The 21,725-nt window shown below is 66.6% G+C and carries 19 protein-coding genes and 2 tRNA genes; 19 read left to right on the top strand and 2 right to left on the bottom strand.

What is annotated here, in order from left to right:
• Nucleotides 1-61 precede the first annotated feature (61 nt).
• Nucleotides 62-235 carry a DUF1289 domain-containing protein gene (locus tag AABM56_RS13185; protein WP_082900493.1) on the top strand — a complete coding sequence of 58 codons (174 nt, stop codon included), beginning with the start codon at nucleotides 62-64 and terminating at the stop codon, nucleotides 233-235.
• A 409-nt stretch (nucleotides 236-644) separates the two neighbouring features.
• On the opposite strand, the gene AABM56_RS13180 is transcribed toward AABM56_RS13185, so the two are convergent.
• Complete coding sequence (locus AABM56_RS13180; RefSeq protein ID WP_133860866.1) at nucleotides 645-1,520, bottom strand: LysR family transcriptional regulator; 876 nt, start codon at nucleotides 1,518-1,520, stop codon at nucleotides 645-647.
• Nucleotides 1,521-1,661: 141 nt separating this feature from the next.
• Here AABM56_RS13180 and leuC point away from each other — a divergent pair, with 141 nt between their 5' ends.
• The 18 genes from leuC to AABM56_RS13090 all read left to right on the top strand — a co-directional run bounded on the left by leuC (nucleotide 1,662) and on the right by AABM56_RS13090 (nucleotide 19,792).
• Nucleotides 1,662-3,086, top strand: coding sequence for a 3-isopropylmalate dehydratase large subunit (gene leuC, locus AABM56_RS13175; RefSeq protein WP_133860865.1), 1,425 nt, complete (start codon nucleotides 1,662-1,664; stop codon nucleotides 3,084-3,086).
• An 11-nt stretch (nucleotides 3,087-3,097) separates the two neighbouring features.
• Entirely contained in the window at nucleotides 3,098-3,742 is a 645-nt protein-coding gene (gene leuD, locus AABM56_RS13170; RefSeq protein ID WP_133860864.1) for a 3-isopropylmalate dehydratase small subunit, read from the top strand.
• A gap of 45 nt (nucleotides 3,743-3,787) precedes the next feature.
• The gene (locus AABM56_RS13165; protein WP_133860863.1) at nucleotides 3,788-4,552 is read left to right on the top strand and encodes a class I SAM-dependent methyltransferase; all 765 of its coding nucleotides are present in this window, start codon (nucleotides 3,788-3,790) and stop codon (nucleotides 4,550-4,552) included.
• 19 nt (nucleotides 4,553-4,571) lie between these two features.
• Nucleotides 4,572-5,654, top strand: coding sequence for a 3-isopropylmalate dehydrogenase (gene leuB / locus AABM56_RS13160; RefSeq protein ID WP_133860862.1), 1,083 nt, complete (start codon nucleotides 4,572-4,574; stop codon nucleotides 5,652-5,654).
• A 56-nt stretch (nucleotides 5,655-5,710) separates the two neighbouring features.
• On the top strand, nucleotides 5,711-6,823 hold the full coding sequence (gene asd / locus AABM56_RS13155) for an aspartate-semialdehyde dehydrogenase (RefSeq protein ID WP_133860861.1): 1,113 nt from the start codon (nucleotides 5,711-5,713) through the stop codon (nucleotides 6,821-6,823).
• Between the two features lie 77 nt (nucleotides 6,824-6,900).
• A complete protein-coding gene (locus AABM56_RS13150; RefSeq protein WP_347883343.1) occupies nucleotides 6,901-7,896 on the top strand; it encodes an aspartate-semialdehyde dehydrogenase in 996 nt (331 codons plus the stop codon).
• 123 nt (nucleotides 7,897-8,019) lie between these two features.
• Entirely contained in the window at nucleotides 8,020-10,695 is a 2,676-nt protein-coding gene (locus AABM56_RS13145) for a FimV/HubP family polar landmark protein (RefSeq protein ID WP_178083896.1), read from the top strand.
• A gap of 71 nt (nucleotides 10,696-10,766) precedes the next feature.
• The gene (gene truA / locus AABM56_RS13140) at nucleotides 10,767-11,618 is read left to right on the top strand and encodes a tRNA pseudouridine(38-40) synthase TruA (protein WP_133860858.1); all 852 of its coding nucleotides are present in this window, start codon (nucleotides 10,767-10,769) and stop codon (nucleotides 11,616-11,618) included.
• A gap of 54 nt (nucleotides 11,619-11,672) precedes the next feature.
• Nucleotides 11,673-12,302 (top strand): phosphoribosylanthranilate isomerase, encoded by a 630-nt coding sequence (locus AABM56_RS13135; protein WP_133860857.1) that lies wholly within the window; start codon nucleotides 11,673-11,675, stop codon nucleotides 12,300-12,302.
• Nucleotides 12,303-12,513: 211 nt separating this feature from the next.
• Nucleotides 12,514-13,383, top strand: a complete 870-nt coding sequence (gene accD / locus AABM56_RS13130) for an acetyl-CoA carboxylase, carboxyltransferase subunit beta (RefSeq protein ID WP_133860856.1) — start codon at nucleotides 12,514-12,516, stop codon at nucleotides 13,381-13,383.
• Nucleotides 13,383-14,675 carry a bifunctional tetrahydrofolate synthase/dihydrofolate synthase gene (folC, locus tag AABM56_RS13125; protein ID WP_133860855.1) on the top strand — a complete coding sequence of 431 codons (1,293 nt, stop codon included), beginning with the start codon at nucleotides 13,383-13,385 and terminating at the stop codon, nucleotides 14,673-14,675. The genes accD and folC overlap by 1 nt, the downstream gene beginning before the upstream one ends.
• Before the next feature lie 3 nt (nucleotides 14,676-14,678).
• Entirely contained in the window at nucleotides 14,679-15,344 is a 666-nt protein-coding gene (locus tag AABM56_RS13120) for an SPOR domain-containing protein (protein WP_133860854.1), read from the top strand.
• Nucleotides 15,345-15,398: 54 nt separating this feature from the next.
• Nucleotides 15,399-15,944, top strand: a complete 546-nt coding sequence (locus AABM56_RS13115) for a CvpA family protein (RefSeq protein WP_017641289.1) — start codon at nucleotides 15,399-15,401, stop codon at nucleotides 15,942-15,944.
• An 82-nt stretch (nucleotides 15,945-16,026) separates the two neighbouring features.
• A complete protein-coding gene (purF, locus tag AABM56_RS13110) occupies nucleotides 16,027-17,535 on the top strand; it encodes an amidophosphoribosyltransferase (RefSeq protein WP_133860853.1) in 1,509 nt (502 codons plus the stop codon).
• 10 nt (nucleotides 17,536-17,545) lie between these two features.
• Nucleotides 17,546-18,757, top strand: coding sequence for an O-succinylhomoserine sulfhydrylase (locus tag AABM56_RS13105; RefSeq protein WP_133860852.1), 1,212 nt, complete (start codon nucleotides 17,546-17,548; stop codon nucleotides 18,755-18,757).
• Nucleotides 18,754-19,521 carry an SDR family oxidoreductase gene (locus AABM56_RS13100; protein WP_133860851.1) on the top strand — a complete coding sequence of 256 codons (768 nt, stop codon included), beginning with the start codon at nucleotides 18,754-18,756 and terminating at the stop codon, nucleotides 19,519-19,521. The genes AABM56_RS13105 and AABM56_RS13100 overlap by 4 nt, the downstream gene beginning before the upstream one ends.
• A gap of 80 nt (nucleotides 19,522-19,601) precedes the next feature.
• Nucleotides 19,602-19,677 (top strand) — tRNA-Val (locus tag AABM56_RS13095).
• A 38-nt stretch (nucleotides 19,678-19,715) separates the two neighbouring features.
• Nucleotides 19,716-19,792, top strand: a tRNA-Asp gene (locus AABM56_RS13090).
• Between the two features lie 146 nt (nucleotides 19,793-19,938).
• Here the strand turns inward: AABM56_RS13090 and AABM56_RS13085 are convergent.
• Nucleotides 19,939-21,564, bottom strand: coding sequence for a methyl-accepting chemotaxis protein (locus tag AABM56_RS13085; RefSeq protein WP_347883342.1), 1,626 nt, complete (start codon nucleotides 21,562-21,564; stop codon nucleotides 19,939-19,941).
• Nucleotides 21,565-21,725 lie beyond the last annotated feature (161 nt).

Genomic DNA, 21,725 nt, shown 5'->3' with positions numbered 1-21,725 from the left:
GGCGCTGGACAGGGCCCTGCGGTAGTTATACTGCAGGGCCTTTTTCATTTCCGAGGTTGCCGTGGGTAAGGTCGAAAGTCCCTGCATCAGCCAGTGCAAGATCAAAGACGACGTCTGCCAGGGATGTGGCCGCAAACGCTCAGAGATCAAGGGCTGGAAGGAGTTGAAGGACCGCGAGCGCAAGGAAGTCATCGACAAGTCGAAGAAGCGCCTGAAAAAGCTCAAGAAGGGCTGATACGTTCCTGTCGGCACCCTAGGTTGGGTGGAGCACAGCGAAGCCCAACGGTGCCCAGGCCACCGCCGCATTGTTGGGCTTCGACGATAAAGCCGTCTCAACCCAACCTACATCCTGCCCGGCCAGCCCTCTTTCCCGAGAGGGCTGGGGTGAGGGCGCCGGAACCAGCACCTTAGGTTGAGCGCAGCGAAGCCCAAGAAGGCCAAGCCAACCCCCCCACTGTTGGACCTCGAGGATAAAGCCTCCTCAGCCCAACCTGCGCCTGATGGAGTCGAGCGCCCGCTCGGCCAGCCCCCTCTCCCTGCGGGAGAGGGTTGGGGTGAGGGCGCTTTTCGCCAACGAACACCCGGGTGGAAAAGGCTGCGCCGTTTTCCACGCTACGGTTAACCGGGCCATCAAACGCGGCTCACTATGCCCGCTCCACCTCATCCAGCAATCCCATGAACGCCTGCGCCGCATTCGAATGGGTGCGCTCGGTATGCAGGATGTACCCCAGGCGCCGCTCCAACTGAATCCCCGGCAGCGGCAGCCGGCGTACCTGATCGTCCAACAGGGTCCGCGGCAGCACGCTCCAGGCCAGGCCGATGGACACCAGCATCTTGATGGTCTCCAGGTAGTTGGTGCTCATGGCGATATTGGGTATCAGTCCCTGGGCATCGAACAATCCATGCACGATCAGCCGGGTAAAGGTATTGCCACCGGGAAACACCGCCGGATGCCGCGCCACATCGGCCAGGGTGACCTCCGCCTGGTTCGCCAGCGGATGTTCGGGCGCTGCCACGAAGTCCAGGGGATCGCTCCACACCGGCACCGCCTTGATCGGCGCCGCGGTCTGAGGCGCCAGGGTGATGATGGCCAGCTCCACCCGCCCATGCAGGATTTCGTCGTAGGCGGCTTCCGAATCGAGAAAGCGGATATCCAGGGCGACGTCGGGATAGTCCCGGGTGAAGCGCCTGAGGATCGGCGGCAACCGGTGCAGGCCGATGTGGTGACTGGTCGCCAGCGTCAGCCGGCCACCGATGGCACCATTGAGATTGGTCAGCGCCCGCCGGGTGTCATCGATCACGTCTAGAATCTGATAGGCGCGGGGGAGCAGGGCGCGTCCGGCCTCGGTCAGGCTGACCTCGCGGCCGATGCGATCGAACAGTCGCAGCCCCAGCTGCAGCTCCAGGGCCGCGATGCGCTTGCTCACCGCCGGCTGGGTCAGGTGCAGGCGCTCGCCAGCGTCGGAGAAACCGCCGGTTTCGGCCACCGCGACAAAGGCGTTCAGATTGGCAAGGTCCAAGACGTCGAATTCCTATTGGTTATGCGCTTCATGAAAAAGATGAATTTGTTTCATGCGAGCCTAACGCGGTATCTTTGACCCCACAAGCACCAAGGGCATGCAAAGGCCCGTGCCGTTCCACGCCTGATGAGGAATCCACCCATGGCTGGCAAGACGCTCTACGACAAACTCTGGGATATGCACTTGGTCAAGCAGCGCGACGACGGTTCCGCGCTGCTCTACATCGACCGCCACATCATCCACGAAGTGACCTCGCCCCAGGCCTTCGAAGGCCTGCGTCTGGCCGGCCGCAAGCCCTGGCGTCTGGACGCCAACCTGGCGACCCCCGATCACAACGTGCCGACCACCCCCGATCGCAAGGAAGGCCTCGATTCCATCAAGGACGAGATCTCGCGCATTCAGGTCCGCACCCTGGACGAGAACTGCGACGACTTCGGCGTCACCCAGTTCAAGATGAACGACGTCCGCCAGGGCATCGTCCATGTGATCGGCCCGGAGCAGGGCGCCGTGCTGCCCGGCATGACCGTGGTCTGCGGTGACTCCCACACCTCCACCAACGGCGCCTTCGGAGCCCTGGCCCATGGCATCGGCACCTCCGAGGTCGAGCACGTGCTCGCCACCCAGTGCCTGGTGGCCAAGAAGATGAAGAACATGTTGGTGAAGGTGGAGGGTGAGTTGCCCTTTGGCGTCACTGCCAAGGACATCGTCCTCGCGGTCATCGGCAAGATCGGCACCGCCGGCGGTAACGGCCATGCCATCGAATTCGCCGGCAGCGCCATCCGCGCCCTGTCCATGGAAGGCCGCATGACCATCTGCAACATGTCCATCGAAGCCGGTGCCCGGGTCGGCATGGTGGCGGTGGACCAGACCACCATCGACTACGTCGAGGGCCGTCCCTTCGCGCCCACCGGTGCCGTCTGGGAGGCCGCCGTCGCCCAGTGGCGCGGCCTGGTGTCCGATGCCGACGCCCACTTCGACACCGTCGTCGAACTCGACGCCACTCAGCTCAAGCCGCAGGTCAGCTGGGGCACCTCGCCGGAGATGGTTCTGGCCGTCGACCAGCAGGTGCCGGACCCGGCTCGCGAAGCCGATCCGGTCAAGCGCGGCTCCATCGAGCGCGCCCTGAAGTACATGGGCCTCAAGGCCAACCAGCCGATCACCGACATCGTGCTGGATCGCGTCTTCATCGGCTCCTGCACCAATTCACGCATCGAGGACCTGCGCGCCGCCGCCGCCGTGGCCAAGGGTCGCAAGGTCGCCGCCACCCTCAAGCAGGCGCTGGTGGTACCCGGCTCCGGCCTGGTCAAGGCCCAGGCCGAGCGCGAAGGCCTGGACAAGGTGTTCATCGAAGCCGGTTTCGAATGGCGTGAGCCGGGCTGCTCCATGTGCCTGGCGATGAACGCCGACCGCCTGGAGAGTGGCGAGCATTGCGCCTCCACCTCCAATCGCAACTTCGAGGGCCGTCAGGGTGCCGGTGGCCGTACCCACCTGGTGAGCCCGGCGATGGCCGCCGCTGCCGCCATCGCCGGTCGTTTCGTCGACGTCCGCGACTTCGCCAACGCCTGAGGAGCCTGACCATGCAAGCCTTTACCCAGCACACCGGTTTGGTCGCACCCCTGGATCGCGCCAACGTCGACACCGACCAGATCATTCCCAAGCAATTCCTCAAGTCGATCAAGCGCACCGGCTTCGGCCCCAACCTGTTCGACGAGTGGCGCTACCTGGACGTCGGCCAGCCCGGCCAGGACCACAGCAAGCGTCCGCTGAACCCTGAGTTCGTGCTCAACCAGCCGCGCTACCAGGGCGCCAGCATCCTGCTGGCCCGTGAAAACTTCGGCTGCGGTTCCAGCCGCGAACACGCGCCCTGGGCCCTGGATGGCTACGGTTTCCGTTCGGTGATCGCGCCGAGTTTCGCCGACATCTTCTTCAACAACAGCTTCAAGAACGGTCTGTTGCCGATCATCCTCAGCGATGCGGACGTCGACGAGCTGTTCCGCCAGGTCGAAGCCAACGAGGGCTACCAGCTGGTGGTCGATCTCGAAAGCCAGACCGTGCGCCGTCCCGATGGCGTGGCGCTGTCCTTCGAGATCGACGCCTTCCGCAAGCACTGCCTGCTCAATGGCCTGGACGACATCGGCCTGACCCTGCAGGATGCCGACGCCATCGGGAGTTTCGAAGCCCGCTATCGCCAGAGCAGTCCCTGGATGTTCCCCAGCGCCTGAACCCAGTCGCCGGCCCGCGCGGCCGGCGCTCTTTCCGGAGGCTCCATGAGCGGTGACCACGAGCAACACGTACAGCAGCAATTCGGCGCCACCGCCGAGGCCTATCTGACCAGTGCCGTCCATGCCCAGGGCGCCGAGCTCCTCGAGCTGCGCGACGCCGTGGCTCAGCGGGAAGGGGCCAAGGTGCTGGATCTCGGGTGCGGTGGCGGTCACGTCAGCTACAACGTGGCGCCGGTGGCCGGGCAGGTGATCGCCCTGGATCTGGCCGAGGAAATGCTTTCGGTGGTCAAGCGCAGCGCGGCCGAGCAGGGCCTGGACAACATCAGCGTTCAGCCCGGCATGGCCGAGCACCTACCCTTCGGTGATGCCAGCTTCGACTTCGTCTTCAGCCGCTATTCGGCGCACCACTGGCGCGACATCGGCGCGGCCCTGCGCGAAGTGCGCCGGGTGCTGCGCCATGGTGGCGAGATGGCCATCATCGACGTGATCTCGCCGGCCAATCCGCGCCTGGATACCTATCTGCAGACGGTGGAAATCCTGCGCGACATCAGCCACGTGCGTAACTATTCCTTCGCCGAGTGGCACCGCCTGCTGGATATGGCCCGGCTGGGCGTGAGCCGCTGCCGTCGCCAGCGCCTGCGCCTGGACTTCGCGAGCTGGACCGCGCGCATGCGTACCCCCGAGCCGCAGTGCCAGGCCATTCGCAGCCTGCAGAGCAAGATCGGCCAGGAAGTGCGCCAGTATTTCGAAATCGACCGCGACGGCTCCTTCACCGTCGACGTCATGGTTCTTTGGGCTCAGCCCATCTGATGTGAGACAGGAAAAGACAATGAGCAAGCAGATCCTCATCCTGCCGGGCGACGGCATCGGTCCGGAAATCATGGCCGAGGCGGTCAAGGTGCTGGAAGTGGTCAACCGCGACCATGACCTCGGCTTCGAACTGGTCCATGACGACCTGGGCGGCGCCGCCATCGACCGGTACGGCGTGCCCCTGGCCGATGAGACCCTGGCGCGCGCGCGCGCCGCCGATGCCGTGCTGCTGGGCGCCGTGGGCGGTCCCAAGTGGGACAAGCTCGAACGCGACATCCGTCCCGAGCGTGGTCTGCTGAAGATCCGTTCCGCGTTGGGCCTGTTCGGCAACCTGCGCCCGGCCATCCTCTATCCGCAACTGGCCGAGGCCTCGACCCTCAAGCCGGAAGTGGTCTCCGGCCTGGACATCCTCATCGTCCGTGAGCTGACCGGCGGCATCTACTTCGGCTCGCCGCGCGAGACCCGGGTGCTGGAGAACGGCGAGCGTCTGGCCTTCGATACCCTGCCGTACAGCGAAGGCGAGATCCGTCGCATCGCTCGCGTCGGCTTCGACATGGCCCGTCTGCGTGGCGGCAAGCTGTGTTCGGTGGACAAGGCCAATGTCCTCGAGTCCAGCCGCCTGTGGCGCGAAGTGGTGGAGGAGGTGGCCAAGGACTATCCGGACATCGAACTCAGCCACATGTACGTCGACAACGCCGCCATGCAGCTGGTCCGCGCACCCAAGCAGTTCGATGTCATCGTCACCGACAACATGTTCGGCGACATCCTCTCCGACGAAGCCTCGATGCTGACCGGCTCCATCGGCATGCTGCCCTCGGCGTCCCTGGATGCCCACAACAAGGGCATGTACGAACCCTGCCACGGCTCGGCACCCGACATCGCCGGCCAGGGCGTGGCCAACCCCCTCGCGACCATCCTCTCGGTGGCCATGATGCTCAGGTACACCTTTGGCGCCGCCGCGGCGGCCGAGGCCATCGAGGCGGCGGTGGGCCAGGTGTTGGACCAGGGTCTGCGGACCGGCGACATCTGGTCGGAAGGCAAGCAGCGGGTCGGTACCCGCGAGATGGGCGAAGCAGTGGTCGCCGCCCTCGCAAGGCGTTAATCTGATCGGCCGTCGGGGAAGGCGGCCGTCCTCAAGACAATAAAGGTGCAGTAGCGATGAAACGTGTAGGTCTGATCGGTTGGCGTGGCATGGTGGGCTCCGTGCTCATGCAGCGCATGCTCGAAGAACGGGATTTCGACTTGATCGAGCCCGTGTTCTTCACCACCTCTAACGTTGGCGGCGAAGGCCCGGCCATCGGCAAGGGCGTGGCGCCGCTCAAGGATGCCTACAGCATCGACGAGCTCAAGACCCTCGACGTCATCCTCACCTGCCAGGGCGGCGACTACACCAGCGAGGTGTTCCCCAAGCTGCGCCAGGCCGGCTGGAAAGGCTACTGGATCGACGCGGCCTCCAGCCTGCGCATGCAGGATGACGCCGTCATCGTGCTGGACCCGGTCAATCGCCGCGTCATCGACCAGGCCCTGGCCGATGGCCGCAAGGACTTCATCGGCGGCAACTGCACCGTCAGCCTGATGCTGATGGCCCTGGGCGGGCTGTTCGAAGCCGGTCTGGTGGACTGGATGAGCGCCATGACCTATCAGGCCGCCTCCGGCGCCGGTGCCCAGAACATGCGCGAGCTGATCCGCCAGATGGGCGCGACCCACGCCGCCGTGGCCGACAGCCTGGCCGATCCCGCCAGCGCCATCCTCGATATCGATCGCCAGGTCGCCGAGACCCTGCGCAGCGAAGCCTTCCCCACCGAGCAATTCGGCGTCCCCCTGGCCGGCAGCCTGATCCCCTGGATCGACAAGGAACTGCCCAACGGCCAGAGCCGCGAGGAATGGAAGGCCCAGGCAGAGACCAACAAGATCCTCGGTCGCTTCAAGAATCCCATCCCGGTGGACGGTATCTGCGTGCGCATCGGCGCCATGCGCTGCCACAGCCAGGCGCTGACCATCAAGCTGAACAAGGATGTGCCGCTGTCCGACATCCACGGTCTGATCAGTCAGCACAATCCCTGGGTCAAGCTGGTGCCGAACAACCGCGAGGTCAGCATGCGCGACCTCACGCCTGCAGCCGTCACCGGCACCCTGAGCGTACCGGTTGGCCGGCTGCGCAAGCTGAACATGGGTTCCCAGTACCTTGGCGCCTTCACCGTGGGCGACCAGTTGCTGTGGGGCGCCGCGGAGCCGCTGCGGCGGATGCTGCGCATCCTGCTGGAGCAGTGAGCCGACGGCTAAACGTTTGCTTATAGAGGAGGGCCGCCAGTAAAGTGCGGCCCTCTTTCGTTGCGGACCGTCCCATCATGACTGCCAGAGATATCGCCCTCGTCGGTGCCACCAGTGCCTACGGCGAAGCCATTCGCGAACTCCTCGATGAGCGCGACGTGCCCCACGGGCGCCTGCACCTGCTCGCCAGCGGTGAGTCGGCGGGGCAGAATCTGCCCTTCCGAGGCAGCAATCTGCGTGTCATCGGCCTCGACGGCTTCGATTTCGCCCCGGTCGGCATCGTGATCCTGGCCGCGCCGGCCGCCGTGGTCGAAACCCTGCGGCCGCAACTGGTCGCTGCCGGTTGCGCCGTGCTTGATCTCAGCGGCGCCTCGGCCGCGCTGTCCGTGCTGCCACGCATCAATGGCGACCGCCTCGACCAGCTCCCGGCCGCCGCCTGGCTCGGTGTTCCCCTGGCAGCCGCCCAGGCGGCCGCCAGCGTGGCAGCCGTGCTCGCTCGCTTGAATACACTCCATGATGCTTCCCTGACGGCGTGCCTGGCCGCCTCCGGCGCCGGCCGTGGTGGCGTCGAGGAATTGGCGCGGCAGGCCACTGAATTGCTCAACGGTCGACCGGTCGAGGCGCGGCTGTTCGAAGGACAGCTGGCCTTCAATCTGCTCGGTCGCACCGGCGCAGCGACAGCGGATGGCTATACTGCCCAGGAACATCGTTTGCTGGACGAATGTCAGCAGGTGCTGGGAGCGCGCTTGCCGGTGCTGGACGTCACTGCCGTGCAGGCGCCGGTGTTCTTTGGCGACAGCCTGGCGCTCAGCCTGAGGGCCCAGGCGCCCTGGCAGCTGGAGCAGGTGCTGGAGGCCCTGGGTGACGAGCCGGGCCTGGCGCTCGACGAAGAACTCGATTGCCCGTCTGCCGTGGGCGATGCCCTGGGCCGGGAAGAGGTGCTGGTGGGACGGGTGAGGCTGCATCCGCGGGATGCCCGGCGGCTGGAATGCTGGCTGGTGGCGGACAATGTCAGATTATCGGCACTGACGGCCGTTCAGCTGGCCGAATTGTTGCTTAAACAGTCGGCCTAAAAGATACTTCGTGAAATGCTTCGCTCTTTTGGCTTGAGCAAAAGAGCAGTGGACGTGGCACGCAGCGATGGACACAGGCGCCCGCACGGTGGCGCGATCGACAGCTTCTAAAAAGGGACGGTCATGGTTCGAGTTCAGAAACTGGTGCGGGCAATTGCAGCGGCGAGCGCCTTGATGTCTGGCGCGGCCCAGGCCCTCAGCCTGGGGGAGATCCACCTCAATTCGGCCCTCAATCAGCCCTTCGATGCCACCATCGATCTGTCGGACCTGCGTGACCTCGGTACCGCCGAGTTGCGCCCCAATCTGGCGTCCGTCGAGGATTTCGGCAAGGCCGGTGTCGACCGTGCCTTCTTTCTCAACGATCTCAAGTTCACCCCGGAGGTGCGCAACGGGCGCACCGTCATCCGCGTAACCTCGGCGCGTCCGGTGCGCGAGCCCTATCTCAACTTCCTGCTGGAAGTGAACTGGCCGAGTGGCCGGATCCTGCGCGAGTACACCGTGCTGCTGGATCCGCCGCTCTATACCCCCCAGGCTGCGGCAGCGCCGTTCGCGCCCCAGGTGCCGGCCACGCCGCGAGCGCGCGCCAACACGCCGAGCGCACCGCGTCCGGCCACGCCGCCTGCCGCGCCAGCACCGAGCGCGACCCAGACACGGGGCACCTATACCACCGAGCGGCGCGATACCCTCTGGGAAGTGGCGGCGCGCAATCGCCCGGCCGCCAGCGTCACCGTCGACCAGACCATGCTGGCGATCCAGGATCTGAATCCCGACGCCTTCATTGATCGCAACATCAACCTGATGAAGAGCGGCCAGGTGCTGCGCCTGCCCGATCAGGCCCAGGCCGGAACGCGTCCCCAGCGCGAGGCGGTGGCCGAGATCGCCCGCCAGACCCGTGCCTGGAAGCAGGGCGGCGACGGCGCGCCTGCCGGGACGCCGCGCCGGCAGGTGGATGCTTCCGCCCAGCCGAGTGGCAACGAGGCCTCGACGCCTGCCGCCCCCAAGGACAATCTCAAGCTACTCTCCGGTCAGCCTGCCGGACGCGCGGGTGAATCCGCCGGTGGCAAGGGTGGTGATCAGTCCCTGGCCGATCGCCTGGCGGTGACCCAGGAAAGCCTGGACACCACCCGCCGCGAGAACGAAGAACTCAAGAGTCGTCTGGGCGATCTGCAGTCGCAGCTCGACAAGCTGCAGAAGATCATGCAGCTCAAGGACGCCCAGCTGGCGCGGATGCAGGCCAACATGGCCAATCCCCAGGCCGCGGGTCAGCCGGCCCAGCCGCCGGCGACGCCCGAAGCGGCGGCTCCGGTGACGCCTGCGCCGGCCGAGAACACCCCCGCGCCTACGCCCCAGGAACCGACCGCCGCCGCACCGGTCGCTCCGGTCGACGCCTCTGCACCCACCACCTCGCCGCCGGCCAGCGAGGCGGGTACCGGCGCGGCGCCGCCTGCGGCCAGCGAGCCCAAGGTCATCCCGGTCACGCCCAGCACCCCGGCGACCGAGCCGACCGAGGCCACCAACAGTTTCCTCGACGAGATCCTCAGCAATCCGCTCTGGCTCGGCATCATCGGCGGCAGCGCCTTGCTGGCGCTGCTGGTCCTGCTGATGATCAACTCGCGCCGCAACGCGGTGAAGGAGGCCGAGCGCGAGCGTGACGCCGAAGCTGCGCGCACCGACACCGTGTTCGACGCCGATCCCGAATTGGGTGATCACCATGCCCTCGCCGGGCTGGAGCTGAACCAGGGCAGCCAGGACGCGGCGCGTGACGCCGACGCCCAGGACGATGCCCTGGGTCAGGCCGACATCTACATGGCCTATGGCCGCTTCAGCCAGGCGGCCGAGGTGCTCAAGAAGGCCAGCGACCAGGAACCCCATCGCGCCGATCTGCGCCTCAAGCTCATGGAAGTCTATGCCGAGATGGGCGACAAGGACGGCTTCCAGCGCGAAGAGCGCGAACTCAAGGAGATCGGCGGCGCCCAGCCGGCGGTGGAGCACCTGAAGTCGCGCTATCCGGCCATGGCCACCGTCGCGGTCGCCTCGGCTGCGGTCGGGGCCGCCGCGCTGGCCGCCGCCCACGAACTGAGCGAGGAGCAATCGCGCAACCAGGGCTTCACGGCCACCGAGGACAGCCAGGACTTCGATCTGTCCCTGGATGACTTCGGCAGCGAGGATACCCAGGGTCATCAGCCTGCCGGTCCGGCGGAGGAACCCCTGTTCGGCGAAGCCTTCGCCGATGCCCAGGCCAAGGCGACCGACCCGCGCGACGATTTCGACTTCGATCTCAATTTCGATGCCGAACCCGCTGCCACACCTGCGGCGACTCCAGCTGCCAAGGACGATGACTTCGCCCTGGACTTCAGCGAATTCGAGCGGCAGGGCGACCTGGCGCACGACGAGCCGACCGCGGGTTCCAGTGCGGCTTCGGCCTTCGACGAGCCACTGGATGCACCCACGCCGCCGGCGGCCGACGCCGAGCTGCCCGCAAGTTTCGACCTCTCCGACTTCGACGACGAGCAACCTGCGCCCAAGCGCGAAAGCGACGAGGAATTCGCCGCCCGCCTGCAGGAGGCCTCGCGCCAGTTCGATGCGGAGACCACCAGTGGCACGGCGGGTAGCGACGGTCTGGACGACTTCGACTTCCTGTCCGGCGAAGACGAAACTGCCACCAAGCTGGATCTGGCGCGCGCCTACATCGACATGGGCGATCCGGAAGGTGCCCGGGACATCCTCGACGAGGTGATTGCCGAGGGGAATGCCGGGCAGCAGCAGGAAGCCCGGGAGATCATCGCCCAGCTCAGCTAAGGCTGGCCGGACTTGGCAGAGGAGGGGAGGCGCTATAAGCTGCCTCCCCTTTTTTTTGCCTGGCCGTCGCCTTGGATTTTCTAGACCCCACGATCATCGTTCCACCGCAGCGCATCGCCCTGGGCGTCGAGTACAAGGGTGCCCGCTATCGCGGCTGGCAGCGCCAGCAGCCCGGTGTGCGCTCCGTGCAGGAGACCCTGGAAGACGCCCTCTCCGAGGTCGCCGCGGCGCCCATCGCGCTGCATTGCGCCGGGCGTACCGATTGCGGGGTGCACGCCACCGGCCAGGTGGTGCATTTCGAGTCACCCGTCGCCCGGCCGCTCAAGGCCTGGGTGATGGGCACCAATGCCAATCTGCCATCGGATATCAGCGTGACCTGGGTCAAGCCGGTCAGCAACGAATTCCATGCCCGCTTCAGCGCCATGGCGCGGCGCTACCGCTATGTGATCTACAACGATCCCATCCGACCCGCGCACCTGGCGGAGGAGGTCACCTGGAATCACCGTCCGCTGCGGATCGAGCCGATGCGCGAGGCGGCCCAGGTGCTGCTCGGTACCCATGATTTCACCTCCTTCCGAGCAAAGGCCTGCCAGGCGAAGTCGGCGATCAAGACCATCCATCATCTGCGTCTCTGGCAGAGCGGACGGCTGATCGTCCTCGACATCCGCGCCAATGCCTTCCTGCACCACATGGTGCGCAACATCGCCGGGGTGCTGATGGCGGTGGGCTGTGGCGAGCGGCCGGTGGAATGGGTGGGCGAGGTCCTGGCCGCGCGCGAGCGGCGGCTGGGTGGCGTCACCGCCCATCCCTATGGCCTCTACCTGGTGGACGCCGAGTATCCCGAGAGCACGCCCGTGCCGAAGCGGCCGCTGGGTCCGCTGTTCCTGGGGCATATCCCCGAGCTGGATGACCCCCAAGGCTGACGCTGCGCGGGTGGTCTGCTAACATCCATCGATTTGGAACGAGGTCATTCCGGTTTGGCTAACGTTCGAGTGAAGATCTGCGGGATCACCCGGGTCGAGGATGCACTGGCTGCGGCTGCTGCCGGCGCCGATGCCATCGGCCTGGTGTTCTATGCGCGCAGCCCGCGGGCGGTCAGCGCTGCCCAGGCCCGCCAGATCGTGGCGGCCCTGCCGCCCTTCGTGACCAGTGTCGGGCTGTTCGTCGATGCCTCGCCCTGCGAGATCGAGGAGACGCTCGACGCCGTGCCCCTGGACCTCCTGCAATTCCATGGCGACGAGTCACCGGCGCAGTGCGCCCGTTATCGCCGTCCCTACATCAAGGCCCTGCGCATGCGCGAGGATATCGACCTCGCCGCCGTCGCCCGGGACTATGCCGGCGCCCGCGGGCTGCTGCTCGACACCTATGTCGCCGGCGTGCCCGGGGGCACCGGCCAGGCCTTCGACTGGACCCGGGTGCCGCAGGACCTGTCGCTGCCACTGATCGTGGCGGGCGGGCTCGAGGCGGATAACGTCGCCACGGCCATCGCCGCGTCCCGGCCCTTTGGGGTGGACGTGAGTGGCGGCGTGGAGCAGGCCAAGGGCATCAAGGATGCCGCCGAGATCGCCCGTTTCATGGCGGCCGTGCGGGGTGCGCCAATCGCCTGATGTGACCCCCGTCGGGTGGTTGCCGTCCACACCTGCGACATATTCAAGCAGACCCGCCCCGGGTGGGTCTGACGTCCGGCTCCCCGGGAGCCGGCATGCGACAAGAGGGTAGCGGCCCGGGATACAGCGGGCGCTGCCGAACCTATTACAGATGCTCAAGGAAGGCGTGGCCCAGGCCACGCTGGGAGCCCATGCAAGTGGAGAGAGATGCATGAGCAATTGGCTGGTCGACAAACTGATTCCTTCCATCATGCGGTCCGAGGTGAAGCGCAGTTCGGTGCCGGAAGGTCTTTGGCACAAGTGTCCGGCCTGCGAAGCGGTCCTCTACCGTCCGGAGCTGGAAAAGAATCTGGACGTGTGCCTCAAGTGCGGTCACCACATGCGCATCAACGCGCGACGCCGCCTGGACATCTTCCTCGACGCCGAGGGTCGTGAAGAGCTGGGTACCGAGCTGGAGCCGGTGGATCGCCTGAAATTCCGCGACAGCAAGAAGTACAAGGACCGTTTCACCGCGGCGCAAAAGGAAACCGGCGAAAAAGACGCGCTGATTTCCATGCGAGGCACCCTCAAGGGCATGCCGGTAGCGGTCTGCGCCTTCGAATTTTCCTTCATGGGCGGCTCCATGGGTGCCGTGGTCGGCGAGCGTTTCGTCCGCGCGGCCAATGTGGCCCTGGAAGAGCGCTGCCCGTTGATCTGCTTCTCCGCCTCGGGCGGTGCGCGGATGCAGGAAGCCCTGATCTCCCTGATGCAGATGGCCAAGACCTCCGCGGTGCTGGCGCGTCTGCGCGAAGAGGGCATTCCCTTCATCTCGGTGCTGACCGATCCGGTCTATGGTGGTGTCTCCGCCAGTCTGGCGATGCTGGGCGACGTCATCGTCGCCGAGCCCAAGGCGCTGATCGGCTTCGCCGGTCCGCGCGTGATCGAACAGACCGTGCGCGAAAAGCTGCCGGAAGGCTTCCAGCGCAGCGAGTTCCTGCTGGATCACGGCGCCGTCGACCTCATCGTCTCGCGCAAGGAATTGCGTGATCGCCTGGCGCGCCTGCTGGCGACCTTCCAGCACCAGCCGGTCCCGGCGGCCTGATGGCTTCGCGCAGCCTCGCGCAATGGCTGGCCTATCTCGAGCAGCTGCATCCGTCGGCGATCGACATGGGCCTGGACCGGGTGCGCGAGGTCGCGCAGCGGCTGGGCCTGACCCGGCCGGCGCCGCGGGTGGTGACCGTGACCGGCACCAACGGCAAGGGCTCCACCTGCGCCTTTCTCGCCAGCCTGCTGCGCGCCAGCGGTCAGCGGGTCGGCGTCTATGCCTCGCCGCACCTGGTGCGCTACAACGAGCGCGTGGACGTGGACGGCACCCTCGCCAGCGATAGCGATCTCTGCACCGCCTTCGCCGCGGTGGAAGTCGCCCGCGGCGAGATCAGCCTGACCTATTTCGAAGTGGGTACCCTGGCCGCCTTCTGGCTGTTCGAGCGTGCCCGGCTGGATGTCGCCGTCCTCGAGGTCGGTCTGGGCGGACGCCTGGATGCGGTCAACCTGATCGATGCCGATCTGGCGCTGGTCACCAGCATCGGCCTGGATCACGCCGAATGGCTGGGCGACACCCGCGACAGCGTCGCCGTGGAAAAGGCCGGGATCTTCCGCGCCGGCAAGCCGGCCCTCTGTGGCGATCTGGAGCCACCCGCACCGCTGATCGACGCCGCCGAGCGCCTGGGCGCGCCCATGCTGCTGCGCGGCGAAGCCTTCGATCTGCGCATCGAGAGCGCCGGCTGGTTCTGGCGTGGGCGCGATGCCCAGGGCAACGACCTGGCGCTGCCGGGCCTGCCGCTGCTCGATCTGCCCATGGAAAATGCCGCCCTGGCCTTGCAGGCCTACGCGTTACTCGAACAACCCTGGCTGCCGCAGCAGATCGCGGCGGCGCTCCAGGCCACGCGCATGACCGGACGGCTTGATCGCCGTCAGGTCGAGCGGGCAGGGCAGAGGCGCAGCGTCCTGCTGGACGTGGCCCATAATCCTCATGCCGCCGAATACCTGGCCCGCCGCCTGGCGATGAAGCCGGTCGCCGGCGTACGGCGCGCGGTGTTCGGCGTCCTGGCCGACAAGGACCTGGACGGCATCCTGGCGCCCCTGGAAAGCCTGTTCGCCAGCTGGGCGGTGGCGAGTCTGCCGACCCCGCGCAGTTGCGACGGTGCCGAGGTGGCCGCTCTCCTGGCGGCGCGCGGTGCGCGCGCCGAGGCCCATGCCTCGCTGCTGGCCGCCTTCGAGGCGCAACTGGCCGCCAGTGCAGCTGACGACGAGGTGGTGGTGTTCGGCTCCTTCTACAGTGTCGCCGAGGTCCTCGCGCAGCTCTCTTCTCCATCCGAATCCGCGGAGGCATAACCCATGCTCAAGCAAAGAGTCATCGGTGCGCTGGTGCTGCTGGCGCTGATCATCATCTTCGTCCCCATGCTCTTCAATCGCCAGGACGATGCCCGCAAGGTGGCGGTCGAGGCGCCGGCCCAGCCGGCCGCACCCACGGTGCCCAGTACCGAGGTGCAGCCGGTGCAGACACCCGAGGCGCCGCCGGTGGTGGTAGTGCCGGACGAGCCGGCCAAGCCGCTCGGCAAGCCGCAGACGCCGATCGCCGGCACCTCCGGCCAGGCGCCGACGCAGAATGCGCCGGCGAACCCCGCGCCGGCGCCATCCCAGCCTGCCGCGCCGGTCGCCAAGGCGCCCGCCGCCAGCGCACCCGTCGCCAGTCCTCCGGCGGCACCTGCGGCGGCCCCGGCACCCGTGGCCAAGCCGGATTCGCGCCTGGGCGCGGCCAATCTACCCAACAGCTGGTCGGTCCAGCTCGCCAGCCTGTCGTCGCGGCCCAGCGCCGATGCCCTGCAGGCCAAGCTGCGCAGCCAGGGCTACAACGCCTATGTACGGACCGCCGACGGCATGAACCGGGTCTTCGTCGGGCCGGTGATAGAGCGCAGCGAGGCGGATCGCCTGCGCGACCAGCTCAACAAGCAGAATGGCGTCAAGGGCTTCGTAGTCCGCTTTCAGCCGGAGCGCGGTTAACCCGGTCACAAGGCTCTGCTAGAATGCAGGGCCTTTTTGTAAGTGGACCTTGCCGTGGGCTTCACCTGGGTGGACTGGGCGATCGTCGCCGTTGTCATCGTTTCCTGCCTGATCAGTCTCAGGCGCGGCTTCGTCAAGGAAGCGTTGTCATTGGCCACCTGGATCGTGGCCGGTGGCGTGGCCTGGGTCTTCGGCGGGGCCCTTTCCAATTACCTGGTGGACTATATTCAGGTGCCGTCCGGACGGGTGATCGCCGCCTGTGTCATTCTCTTCGTGCTGACACTGCTCGTCGGCGCCCTGGTGAGCTTCTTGCTTGGCGAATTGATCCGCGTCACCGGCTTGTCGGGCACCGATCGCTTTCTCGGAATGGCCTTTGGCGCCGCCCGCGGTGCGTTGCTGATCACCGTGGCGGTGGGGCTGCTGAGCCTGGGGCCGGTCCAGCAGGACGGCTGGTGGCAGCAGTCGGTGCTGGTTCCACATTTTCTCCTGGTGGCCGATTGGTCGAAGAATCTGCTGTTGGGCTTTGCCGGCCAATGGCTGGGCGCGACGCCCATGCCCAGTCTGCAACTGCTGCCACAGCTGGGGCCCAAGGCTCCTTGAACGGTTTTCCAGGCCTCGCACTGCCGGGGTCATCCTGCGATGGTTCGCCGTCGCATCACTTGAAACAGTGGGGTCGCGTCGCATGTGTGGCATCGTAGGTATCGTGGGCAAGACGAACGTCAACCAGTCGTTATACGACGCGCTCACCGTCCTTCAACATCGCGGTCAGGATGCCGCCGGTATCGTCACCAGCCTGGACGGTAAACTCTTCCTGCGCAAAGACAACGGCCTGGTCCGCGACGTCTTCCAGCAGCGGCACATGCAGCACCTGGTCGGCCGCATGGGCATCGGCCATGTGCGCTACCCCACGGCCGGCAGCTCCAGCTCCGCCGAGGCGCAGCCGTTCTATGTCAACTCGCCCTATGGCATCACCCTCGCGCACAACGGCAACCTGACCAACGTCGAGCAGCTGTCCCGCGAGATCTACGAATCCGATCTGCGCCACGTCAACACCAATTCCGATTCCGAGGTGCTGCTCAACGTCTTCGCCCACGAACTGGCGGTGCGCAACAAGCTGCAGCCGACCGAGGACGACGTCTTCGCCGCGGTCTCTGAAGTCCATGAGCGCTGCCGTGGTGGCTATGCCGTGGTGGCCATGGTGACGGGTTACGGCATCGTCGGCTTCCGCGATCCCAATGCCATCCGGCCCATCGTCTTCGGCCAGCGTCACACCGAATACGGCGTGGAATACATGATCGCCTCCGAGAGCGTCGCCCTCGACGTGCTCGGCTTCACCCTGATCCGCGACCTGGAACCGGGCGAAGCGGTGTACATCACCGAAGACGGACGGCTCTACACCCGCCAGTGCGCGCAAAATCCGCAGTACGCGCCCTGCATCTTCGAGCACGTCTACCTGGCCCGTCCGGATTCCATCATCGATGGCATCTCGGTCTACAAGGCCCGCCTGCGCATGGGCGAGAAGCTCGCCGAGAAGATCCAGCGCGAGCGGCCCGAGCACGACATCGACGTGGTCATCCCGATCCCGGACACCAGCCGCACCGCGGCCCTGGAGCTCGCCAACCACCTGGGCGTCAAGTTTCGCGAGGGCTTCGTCAAGAATCGCTACATCGGCCGGACCTTCATCATGCCCGGCCAGGCCGCGCGCAAGAAGTCGGTACGCCAGAAGCTCAACGCCATCGAACTGGAATTCCGCGGCAAGAACGTGATGCTGGTGGACGACTCCATCGTCCGCGGCACCACCTGCAAGCAGATCATCCAGATGGCCCGCGAAGCCGGCGCCAAGAAGGTCTATTTCTGCTCGGCGGCTCCGGCGGTGCGCTTCCCCAACGTCTACGGCATCGACATGCCCAGCGTGCACGAGCTGATCGCCCACGGCCGCACCACCGAGGAAGTCGGCGAGCTGATCGGCGCCGACTGGCTGATCTACCAGGACCTGCATGACCTGCAGGAAGCCGTGCGCACCCGCAAGGCACCCAAGGTCGAGCAGTTCGACTGCGCGGTGTTCGATGGCGAGTACATCACCGGCGACGTCGATGCCGCCTATCTGAATCGGATCGAGCAGGCGCGCAACGACGCGGCCAAGGTCAAGCACAAGGCCGTCAGCGCCATCATCGATCTTTACAACGACTAAGGAGCTGCACATGAGCCAAGACTGGGATGCCGGACGCCTGGACAGTGATCTCGAGGGCGCGGCCTTCGAGACCTTGGCGGTGCGGGCAGGGCAGCAGCGCTCGCCGGAAGGCGAGCATGGCGAAGCCCTGTTCCTGACCAGCAGCTACGTGTTCCGGACCGCTGCGGATGCCGCGGCGCGCTTCGCCGGCGAGGTGCCGGGCAACGTCTATTCGCGCTACACCAATCCCACGGTGCGTACCTTCGAGACCCGCATCGCGGCCCTCGAAGGGGCCGAGCAGGCGGTGGCCACCGCCTCGGGCATGTCGGCCATCCTGGCCATGGTCATGAGCCTGTGCAGCGCTGGCGACCACGTGCTGGTCTCGCGCAGCGTGTTCGGCTCGACCATCAGCCTGTTCGAGAAGTACTTCAAGCGCTTCGACATCGAGGTGGACTATCCGCCGCTGGCCGACCTGGACGCCTGGCAGGCGGCCTGCAAGCCCAATACCCGGCTGTTCTTCGTCGAGTCGCCGTCCAATCCCCTGGCCGAGCTGGTGGACATCGCCGCCCTGGCCGAGATCGCCCATGCCCAGGGTGCGCTGCTGGCGGTCGACAACTGCTTCTGCACCCCGGCGCTGCAGAAGCCGCTGGCGCTGGGTGCCGATATCGTCATCCATTCGGCGACCAAGTACATCGATGGTCAGGGCCGGGGCATGGGTGGCGTGGTCGCCGGCCGTGCCGAGCAGATGAAGGAAGTGGTGGGTTTCCTGCGTACCGCCGGTCCGACCCTGAGCCCCTTCAATGCCTGGCTGTTCCTGAAGGGCCTCGAGACGCTGAAGATCCGCATGCAGGCGCACAGCCAGACCGCACTGGAGCTGGCGCGCTGGCTGGAAGGCCAGCCCGGCGTCGAGCGGGTCCACTACGCCGGCCTGGAAAGCCATCCGCAGCATGGGCTGGCGTGCCGCCAGCAGAGCGCCTTCGGCGCCGTGGTGAGCTTCGAGGTCGCCGGTGGACGTGACGCCGCCTGGCGCTTCATCGATGCCACCCGGATGATCTCCATCACCACCAACCTGGGTGATACCAAGACCACCATCGCCCACCCGGCGACGACCTCGCACGGGCGGCTGTCGCCGGCCGAGCGTGCCAACGCCGGGATCCGCGACAGCCTGATCCGTATCGCCGTGGGTCTCGAAGACCTGGGCGATCTGCGCCAGGACCTGGCCCGCGGACTGGCGGCCCTATGAGTCTGACGTTCGCACCGGTTGAATTGCGCGTCGCCCTGGTCACCGGCGCGGCGCGTGGGATCGGGCTGGGCATCGCCGCCTGGCTGGTAGCCGAAGGCTGGCGGGTAGTGGTGGCCGACATCGAGCAGGAGCGCGGCGCCAAGGTGGCCGCCGCCCTTGGCGACCGCGCCTTGTTCGTCGCCCTGGACGTGGCTGACGAGAGTCAGGTGGAGTCCGCCGTCGCCCAGGTGATCGGCCAGTTCGGGCGGCTGGATGCCCTGGTCAACAATGCCGGTCTCGCCACTGCCCAGGGCCAGCCGCTGGAAAGCCTGGCACTGGCCGAATGGCGCAGGGTGCTCGGGGTGAATCTGGACGGCCCCATGCTGCTGGCCAAGCATTGCGCACCCTATCTGCGCGAGCAGCAGGGCGCCATCGTCAACATCGCCTCGACCCGTGCCCAGCAGTCCGAGCCCCATGGCGAGGCCTATGCCGCGAGCAAGGGCGGGCTGCTGGCCCTGACCCACGCCCTGGCCATCAGCCTGGGTCCGGAAGTGCGGGTGAATGCGCTCTCTCCGGGCTGGATCGATGCGCGCGATGCCCATGTCCGCGCGGCCGAGCCGCTGTCCGCTGCCGACCACGAGCAGCATCCGGTCGGGCGGGTAGGGACGGTGGAAGACGTCGCGGCCTGCGTGGCCTGGCTGCTGAGCGGCAACGCCGGCTTCATCAGCGGCGAGGCCATCACCCTGGACGGCGGCATGACCCGCAAGATGATCTACCGAGAATAGCGCCTCGTAGAAAATTAAATTGGAAAAATCCTTGACGGATCAAGGGGCTACGAGGAGAATGCGCGTCACCCGAAGGGGATGGCTGATTAGCTCAGCTGGGAGAGCACCTGCATCACACGCAGGGGGTCGGCGGTTCGATCCCGTCATCAGCCACCAAACTCTTCGGGAAGTGTTCCGCAAGGTACACGCAATGCGCGGCGGTAGTTCAGTCGGTTAGAATACCGGCCTGTCACGCCGGGGGTCGCGGGTTCGAGTCCCGTCCGCCGCGCCATACAAGTTGTTCCGGGTCCTCTGAACTGCCCGAACGACGCAAGAGAAGCTGCCCCAGGGCAGCTTTTTTTGTGCCTGAAGAAAAGGCCGGTCGATCGTTCGCGGGCTGGCGCCGCTCTGGCGGCCAGCGCCAGCCGGCGGCTCCGTTCAGATCACGAATTCCGCCACCACCTGCCGGAGACCGGCCGCCAGGCGCGACACCTCGGTGCTGGCGCTGGAGGTCTGGCTGGCACCTGCCGCGGTCTGGTCGGACAGGTCCTTGATGCTGATCAGGCCACGGTCGATGTCCTTGGCCACCAGCGCCTGTTCTTCGGCGGCCGTGGTGATCAGCGCCGTGCGCTCATCGATGCCGCCCATGGCGCCGGCGATGGCCCGCAGGGCACCATTGGCCTCCCGCGCAACGGCGAGGGATTGCTCGGCGGTCTGGCTGCTCTGCTGCATGGCCTTCACCGCGTCCGTAGAATCGTGCTGGATGGTGCCGATCATGGCTTCGATCTCCCGCGTCGACTGCTGGGTGCGATGGGCGAGGGCGCGGACTTCATCCGCGACCACGGCGAAGCCGCGGCCCTGATCACCGGCGCGGGCGGCCTCGATGGCGGCGTTGAGCGCCAGCAGATTGGTCTGCTCGGCAATGGCGCGGATGACGTCGACGACGTTGCTGATTTCCTGGGCGCGACCCGACAGCGTCTGGATCTGACCGCTGCTCCGATCGACCTGGGTGGCCAGTCGTTCGATGGCGGTCAGGGTCGCGGCCACGTGCTCCAGGCCGGCCTGGGTAAGGGCGCTGCCCCGTTGCGAGGCGCCGGCGCTTTCCTCCGCATGGCGTGCCACCTCGTCCACCGCGACGCTCATCTCCGTCACCGCTGTGGCGACCTGGCCGATCTCGTCGTTTTGCCTGAGCAGGCCGCGATTGCCATCGTCAATCACCGCGGTCATCTCCTCGGCGGCGGCGGCCAGTTGACTGGAGCTGTCCGCCAGATGGGCCACGGTGGCGCGCAGGTTGGCCTGCATGCCGGCCAGGGCGGTCAGCAGGCCGGCGGCCTCGTCGCTGCCCGCTACCTGGATGTCTTCGGCGAGATCCTTGTTGGCGATCCGCTGGGCGATGCGCAGGGCTTCGCCGATGGGCACGGTGATGCTGCGCGTCAGCAGGATGGCCAGGGCGACGGTGGCCAGCAGGGTGGCGAGGATCAGGCCGACGACCCAGGCCAGGCCGTGGTCGTAGATCCGGCCCGCCTCGATTCCCGACGCGACCGCACCACGGTCGTTCAGCGCGGCCAGGCTTTCGATCTGCGCCTGTACCTGGTCGGCGGCGATCCGCATGTTGCCATCGGCCAAGGCGGTGGCGCCTGCCAGGTCACCGCTGCGATAGAGGGTCTCGAAGCTGTCCAGCAGGCTCAGGTAGCCCGCGGCGCCGTTCTGTACGGCCTGGTAGAGCTGCTGTTCCGCGTCGCTGGACACCAGCGGCGCATAGTCCGCGATTTCCTTGGCGAAGCGGCTGCGCAGCTCGACCAGTGCAGTGGCCATTTCCGACCTGCGCCCCGAATCCTGCGTGCCCAGGCTTCTCAGGCTTTCGAGGCGCAATCGGAGCAGCGCCGCGGTCATCTGCCCGGCCTGGCGCACGCTGGGCATCCAGTCCGTCTCCACCTCGATTTCCGACTGCCTGAGTTGCCGCATCTGGATCAGGGCGATGGCCCCAAGCGCGATGACGATTGCTACGATAACCGAAAAGGTCAAGGTCGACCGACGACCCACCTTTAGTGTGCGCATCATCATGACAGTCACCATGAAGGAGGCCCGAGGGAACACCGGGCTGGAGTTGTGATGTGCATCACACGCTATAGGGGGTGGCTTAGCGGCGGCTTAAGGCTGAGCCGCCCATCGGACCAGTGGTCTGACGATGGCGGTGCGCCCTGAACAGGGCCGGGCGCAGCGAG

Source organism: Pseudomonas aestiva, assembly GCF_039908605.1.
GTDB lineage: Bacteria > Pseudomonadota > Gammaproteobacteria > Pseudomonadales > Pseudomonadaceae > Chryseomonas > Chryseomonas aestiva.
The sequence above is the reverse complement of the archived record's forward strand: the minus strand, read 5'-3'. Positions and strand labels throughout refer to the sequence as shown.